This window comes from Oleiphilus sp. HI0061, from assembly GCF_001635675.1.
This window is the reverse complement of record NZ_LWFE01000358.1, coordinates 23,208-29,318: the sequence shown is the minus strand read 5'-3', so window position 1 is coordinate 29,318 and position 6,111 is coordinate 23,208. Positions and strand designations below refer to the sequence as shown.

8 protein-coding genes and 1 pseudogene are annotated in these 6,111 nt (G+C 42.6%); 8 read left to right on the top strand and 1 reads right to left on the bottom strand.

Annotation, left to right across the window (positions count from 1 at the left end; genetic code table 11):
• The 8 genes and pseudogenes from A3735_RS05005 to acpS all read left to right on the top strand — a co-directional run.
• Nucleotides 1–525: pseudogene (locus A3735_RS05005) on the top strand (elongation factor 4); the annotation flags it as partial.
• 52 nt (nucleotides 526–577) lie between these two features.
• Nucleotides 578–1,363 (top strand): signal peptidase I, encoded by a 786-nt coding sequence (gene lepB, locus A3735_RS05000; protein WP_068637672.1) that lies wholly within the window; start codon nucleotides 578–580, stop codon nucleotides 1,361–1,363.
• Between the two features lie 115 nt (nucleotides 1,364–1,478).
• The gene (locus A3735_RS04995; RefSeq protein ID WP_068507892.1) at nucleotides 1,479–1,853 is read left to right on the top strand and encodes a DUF4845 domain-containing protein; all 375 of its coding nucleotides are present in this window, start codon (nucleotides 1,479–1,481) and stop codon (nucleotides 1,851–1,853) included.
• 66 nt (nucleotides 1,854–1,919) lie between these two features.
• Nucleotides 1,920–2,603 carry a ribonuclease III gene (rnc, locus tag A3735_RS04990; protein WP_068552847.1) on the top strand — a complete coding sequence of 228 codons (684 nt, stop codon included), beginning with the start codon at nucleotides 1,920–1,922 and terminating at the stop codon, nucleotides 2,601–2,603.
• A 15-nt stretch (nucleotides 2,604–2,618) separates the two neighbouring features.
• The gene (gene era, locus A3735_RS04985; protein ID WP_068507888.1) at nucleotides 2,619–3,542 is read left to right on the top strand and encodes a GTPase Era; all 924 of its coding nucleotides are present in this window, start codon (nucleotides 2,619–2,621) and stop codon (nucleotides 3,540–3,542) included.
• Nucleotides 3,543–3,571: 29 nt separating this feature from the next.
• On the top strand, nucleotides 3,572–4,312 hold the full coding sequence (recO, locus tag A3735_RS04980) for a DNA repair protein RecO (RefSeq protein WP_082880395.1): 741 nt from the start codon (nucleotides 3,572–3,574) through the stop codon (nucleotides 4,310–4,312).
• Between the two features lie 5 nt (nucleotides 4,313–4,317).
• A complete protein-coding gene (pdxJ, locus tag A3735_RS04975; RefSeq protein WP_068507886.1) occupies nucleotides 4,318–5,058 on the top strand; it encodes a pyridoxine 5'-phosphate synthase in 741 nt (246 codons plus the stop codon).
• Nucleotides 5,059–5,067: 9 nt separating this feature from the next.
• Nucleotides 5,068–5,445, top strand: a complete 378-nt coding sequence (gene acpS, locus A3735_RS04970) for a holo-ACP synthase (protein ID WP_068507884.1) — start codon at nucleotides 5,068–5,070, stop codon at nucleotides 5,443–5,445.
• Between the two features lie 3 nt (nucleotides 5,446–5,448).
• On the opposite strand, the gene A3735_RS04965 is transcribed toward acpS, so the two are convergent.
• Nucleotides 5,449–6,051, bottom strand: coding sequence for a YfaZ family outer membrane protein (locus A3735_RS04965; protein WP_082865048.1), 603 nt, complete (start codon nucleotides 6,049–6,051; stop codon nucleotides 5,449–5,451).
• Nucleotides 6,052–6,111 lie beyond the last annotated feature (60 nt).

The window sequence follows — 6,111 nt, the reverse complement described above, 5'->3', positions numbered from 1 at the left end:
GTTGAGAAACGAGGCATTCAGAAGGATATGCAATTTCTGGGAGGGCAGGTCTCTCTCAAATATGATTTACCAATGAATGAAGTGGTACTCGACTTCTTTGACCGTATCAAATCAGTCAGTCGGGGCTTCGCGTCGCTAGATTATCACTTTGTACGGTTTGAAACGTCTAATTTGACCAAACTGGACGTTCTAATAAACGGTGACAAAGTTGACGCATTGGCGCTAATTATTCATAAAGATAATGCCCACTCAAAGGGACGTTTACTTACCGAGAAGATGAAGGAGCTAATTCCTCGTCAAATGTTTGATGTTGCTATTCAAGCCGCGATTGGTGGTCAAATTGTTGCTCGGCAAACTGTAAAAGCCTTACGTAAAAACGTAACAGCAAAATGCTACGGTGGTGACGTAAGTCGTAAGAAGAAGCTTCTACAGAAGCAGAAAGAAGGTAAAAAACGAATGAAGCAGGTTGGGAGTGTAGAGATCCCGCAAGAAGCTTTCATGGCAGTTTTGAAGATTGATAATTAATACATTGCTTTCGACGTCGTTGGCTTGAGCATCAAGTAGATAAGAGAAGAGTATGGATATAGATTTTCCCCTGATATTGGTTGTACTGACTTTCGCGACGGGTTTGATATACCTTGCCGATGCAATACTCTGGAAACCAAAAAGAGATGCGGCTAAAGATAATTCATCTAGTGCAGCTAGCGAAGAAGAAATTTCTGAAGGCCCTTGGTTAGTAGAAGTTTCTAGGTCTTTTTTTCCGGTACTGGCAATCGTTTTAGTTTTGCGTTCCTTTCTTGTTGAGCCTTTCCAAATTCCTTCTGGTTCAATGTTACCAAGCCTGGAAGTTGGCGACTTTATTCTGGTAAATAAGTATGCCTATGGTTTTCGCCTTCCCGTGGTGGGAACTAAAGTCATTGAAATGGATGATCCGCAGCGCGGTGATGTAATGGTCTTTAAATACCCTAAAGATGGAAAGACCAATTATATTAAGCGAGTTATCGGTGTCCCTGGTGACAAAATTGAATATACAGACAAGCAGTTATGGATCAACGGTGAGCTTGTCGAAGAGAAACTGTTAGCGAATTTACCTGGGCGCAAACTGTTTGAAGAGACTTTAGGCTCGGTTAAGCATAAGCTGTATGAGCATAAAGCGCAGCTAAATAGAGGTGCTGAAGGTTACTGGGAGATTCCTGAGGGCTCGTATTTTATGGTTGGAGATAACCGGGATAACAGTAATGATAGCCGCTTTTGGGGCGTTGTTCCTGACCACCTGGTTGTCGGAAAAGCCTTTGCGATATGGATGCATTGGCCAAAGTTCTTCTCCATACCTAGTTTTTCGCGTGTTGGTGCTATCGAATAAAGTTTAAGACTTTTGTTTAGCGAGTAGGCAATATCCGTATATTGAACAATACTATTATAAATGTCCTGCTTCTTGGCAGCGCAACGATTCAAATAGATTAACGATGAGGTTATACATGCGTACTGATTCTCGGCAAAAGGGTGCTTCGATGCCAGTGGTCCTGCTTTTTTTGGGTATGGCTGCGATTATTTTAACAATTGCTTTCAAGCTTTACCCCGCGTTTTATGAGCATTGGCAAATTGCATCTGTACTCGAATCTTATGATAAAGAAGTTGATTTAGAAGGGATGTCTGCTGGTGAGCTGGAAACAAACTTCCAAACCCGCTTGTTAACTAACAATGTCCGTACCTTTGATGTTAAGGAAGGCTTCTATGCTGAAGTTACAGATGAAAGTGTTTATATCTCGGTAGAGTATGAAGTTCGCATTCCGATTTATAGCAACATAGATGCAGTGGTCTCCTTCGAAGAGTCTATAGAGAAAAAGTTTTAGTTTAGAGTTATTTATCACCGTCTTTTTTGGAAAAGGCTTGAGCAAAGTTTGGAAAAATTAGTCCCTATGAAACAAAATCGCTTGAGTGCGCTTGAACGAAAAATTGGTTATGCGTTCAAAGATCAAAGCCTGCTAGATTTAGCGTTAACGCATCGTAGCTTTAAAGGTGCGAACAATGAACGCCTGGAGTATTTAGGGGATGCCATACTTAGCTTTGTTATTGCTGAATATCTGTTTCAACACTTCTCGTCTGCAAAAGAAGGTCAGCTAAGCCGTTTGCGCTCTTTGTTGGTAAAAGGGGTAACGCTGGCAGAGATTGGTAAAGAATTTAAGCTAGGCGACTATTTGAACTTAGGGGGCGGTGAGCTGAAGAGTGGTGGCTTTAGGCGGGAGTCGATTATTGCTGATGCTCTGGAAGCCGTCATTGGTGCTATCTATTTAGACAGCGATCATTCAACTTGCCGAGAAGTTGTTTTATCGTGGTATGAGCCGCGTTTCGCTAACTTGTCTTTAGATAATACCGAAAAAGACCCTAAAACCCGCCTACAAGAATATCTGCAATCTATAAAGAAAGACCTCCCGAAATATGAAGTTATTAAGGTCACAGGTGAAGCTCATGATCAGACTTTCTTTGTCGAGTGTGAGGTTGCATCAATGAGTATCAGAACAAATAGTGAAGGCCCTAGTCGACGAATAGCTGAGCAAAAATCAGCAAAGCAAGCGCTGGCTATTCTGGAAGAAAAGTCATAACCCTGGAGTATTATCATGACTGAATTCGACTTGGAAAGTTTTAATAACCCGAATACCCGTTGTGGCTATGTCGCCATTGTTGGGCGCCCTAATGTCGGCAAATCAACGTTGCTAAATCGTATATTGGGTCAAAAGATTAGTATTACCTCAAAGAAGCCTCAGACCACGCGTCACCAGATTTTAGGGATCAAAACCGAAGGCGAAGCGCAAGTCGTTTATGTTGATACACCTGGTTTGCACCTGAAAGAACATAAAGCGATTAATCGATATATGAATAAAGCGGCGTCAGATTCGCTTAAGCATGTTGATGTTATTGTCTTTTTGGTTGATCGAACCAAGTGGACAGAGGAAGATAGCTTCGTGCTTGAAAAAATCCAAGCTGCAAAAGCGCCTGTAATTCTCGTGTTAAATAAAGTTGATCAGGCAAAAGAAAAAGGTGCTTTGTTACCGCACATTCAAGTTTTGGCTGAGAAGCATTCGTTCAACGAAATTATTCCAGTTTCTGCCAAGCATGGACATAATGTTGATTCTCTTGAAAAACTAATTGATAGCTTCCTTCCAAACAGTATTCATTACTATCCTGAAGATCAAGTGACTGACAGAAGTCAGCGCTTTCTGGCTGCTGAGCTTGTGCGTGAGAAGATCATGCGACAGCTGGGGGAAGAGCTACCTTATGCGGTGACTGTAGAGATTGAAGAGTTTAAACAGGTTAAGCACGTGCTGCATATTAGCGCGCTAATACTTGTAGAGCGCAGTGGTCAAAAGAAAATCGTTATTGGTGACAAGGGTGAACAAATAAAAATCATTGGCCGTGATGCTCGTAAAGAAATGGAGCGCTTGTTTGATACCAAGGTGATGTTAAACCTATGGGTTAAGGTCAAAAGTGGTTGGTCTGATGATGAAAGGGCTTTAAAGAGTTTGGGTTATCGAGACGAGTAAGGCTCCTTTAAATAGGGGGCGGTCAGTGCATGAGTATGATTGAGGAGCAGCAAGCGGTTTATGTTTTGAACCGGCGCCCTTATCAGGAGTCCAGTCTTTTAGTTGATGTGTTTTCACTTAATTTCGGACGGCTTACTTTGATCGCAAAAGGGGCCTTGCGAAAAGGAAGTGCTTGGTCAGCCTTGCTTCAACCCTTTCAGGCTCTTTTGCTCTCTTGGAGTGGCCGCTCTTCAATCAAAACACTTCGATCCGTCGATGTTCCAAGCCAGCCCTATAAGCTTCGCGCAAACTATCTTTTTAGTGCTTACTACCTTAATGAATTGGTTCTGAAGCTAGTACCGGACAATGAGCCAAGCCTGGGAGTGTTCTCAAACTATGTAGATTGTTTGGATCAGCTAGCTGAAGGGCAAGACTTGCAGCGCTGTTTGCGAAAATTTGAATACCTTTTACTGAGTGAGCTAGGATTACTGCCTGATTTTGAACATGATATTTATGGTCACAAGATTCAGAAGGATCAGGGATATAAGTTTCTTTCACAGCAAGGTTTTGAAGGAGTTGGTAAGGCCAGCTCTAACTTAGGAAGTGTGTTTATTATAAGTGGAAAAGCAATATCGCTTATCAGTACTTTAGATATTGTTAATGGCTCTACCTGGCAAAAGGAAGAGTACTTAAAGGCCAAGCAGTTGATGCGCTATCTGGTTGATGATGCTTTGGGTGGTCAGGTGATAAAAAGTCGAGAGTTATTTCGTCCGATAAAGTTTAAGGGGTAAATTTGATGGAAAATCCTAATGGCAGAGTTTTATTAGGCGTGAACGTTGATCACGTGGCAACCTTGAGAGAGGCTCGTGGCACACGTTACCCTGACCCTGTTCAAGCTGCTTTACTGGCTGAAGAGGCTGGAGCAGATGGTATTACAATTCATCCGCGTGAAGATCGACGCCATATTCAAGAGCGAGATGTACTGGTGATGAAGGAAACCTTGCAAACTCGAATGAATCTTGAAATGGCAGTAACCGAAAATATGCTAGGGCTTGCCGAGAAGGTTAAGCCTGAACATTGTTGTTTGGTGCCTGAGAAAAGAGAGGAGCTGACTACTGAGGGTGGCTTGGATGTCATTGCGCAGGAAGATCGTATTAAGGATGCCTGCGCTCGCTTGAGTGAGATTGGTTCAGAAGTTTCTCTGTTTATCGATCCTGAGCCTGCGCAAATTGAAGCGGCTGTTCGTTGCGGTGCTCAAGCCATTGAGATTCACACAGGGCATTATGCCGAGTGTAAGGATCCGCTTGAATTGCAAGCAGAGTTAGGAAGGATTCGTAGTGGTTTGAACTTGGCCTTGTCTCATGGCCTGATTGTTAATGCAGGGCACGGTTTGCACTATCATAATACGCATGCGATAGCGGCCATACCCGGTATTAACGAACTCAATATAGGGCATAGTATCATTGCTAGGGCTTTGTTTGTTGGCATAAAGGATGCGGTTCGTGAAATGAATGCCTTAATACAATCTACGAGCTAATAGTGAATTATGACTGTTAAAGGTATTGGCAATGACCTGGTTGAAATCCAGAGAATTGCCAGATCCCTCGAGCGTTATGGAGAGCGCTTTGCAAAGCGGATATTATCCCCCAACGAGTTTGACTCCTTTCTTGAATCGAATCGTCCAGACAACTTCTTAGCTAAGCGTTTTGCTGTCAAAGAAGCTGTATCAAAGGCTTTGGGTACTGGGGTCTCTCAGGGTATTACCTGGCATGATATAGAGCTCGCGCATTCGGTGAGCGGGCAACCTGTTGCTGTCTTGCACCAAAAAGCAAAATTAAAAATGGAAGAAATGGGTGCAGAGACTATACACATTAGTTTATCTGATGAATCCGGCTTAGTCTCTGCGTTTGCAGTGCTCTCCTGAGTCTTATAGTGCTAACTGAAGACCAAGGTATACGCCGCTTTCAAGGGTTTCATTCTTGCCATCTAATTCGCTGCCAACATTCATATAGCGGAAGCCGAATGCGATATCGGCATTTTCAATAATTCGGTAATTGACTTGGGTTCTAAAACGACTGAACTCGTCAGAGTCTCCAAAAGATAGTACCTTGGGCGCATAATGTAGATCTGTTTCAAATGATAAGCCAGGTGCGCTTGGTAGGTTTAGCCTTAGTGAACCGCCAATTCCAACAGCAGTACCTTTGAAATCCTCGATTTTAAAAAAGTTACTTTCAAATCCAATAGCAACTGTTGCTGGCATATTACCGATAACGGTTTGTCCTTTTGCATGTAGGTCAACGTTTAGAATATTGGTTGTGTAATCGTCATCTTTATAGAAGTACCCCATGCCAAACCTTGCCTTAGACCGGCTATTATCTTTAGTATAGTTTCCGTGAACCGCGTCATTGCTGAGTCTGAGATCAATCTCATCAGCATGGGCTGTGGGTGTAGATAGTACAAGTGTATATCCGATCAACCCGATAAATGATAATAAGCCAGGGTTTAACTTTCCTTTTTTAAAGCATTGCATTGGTTTTCAAGTTCCTTGTTAGTCAATTCTTTACTTGGTAATTAAGTTCTTAACACCGAA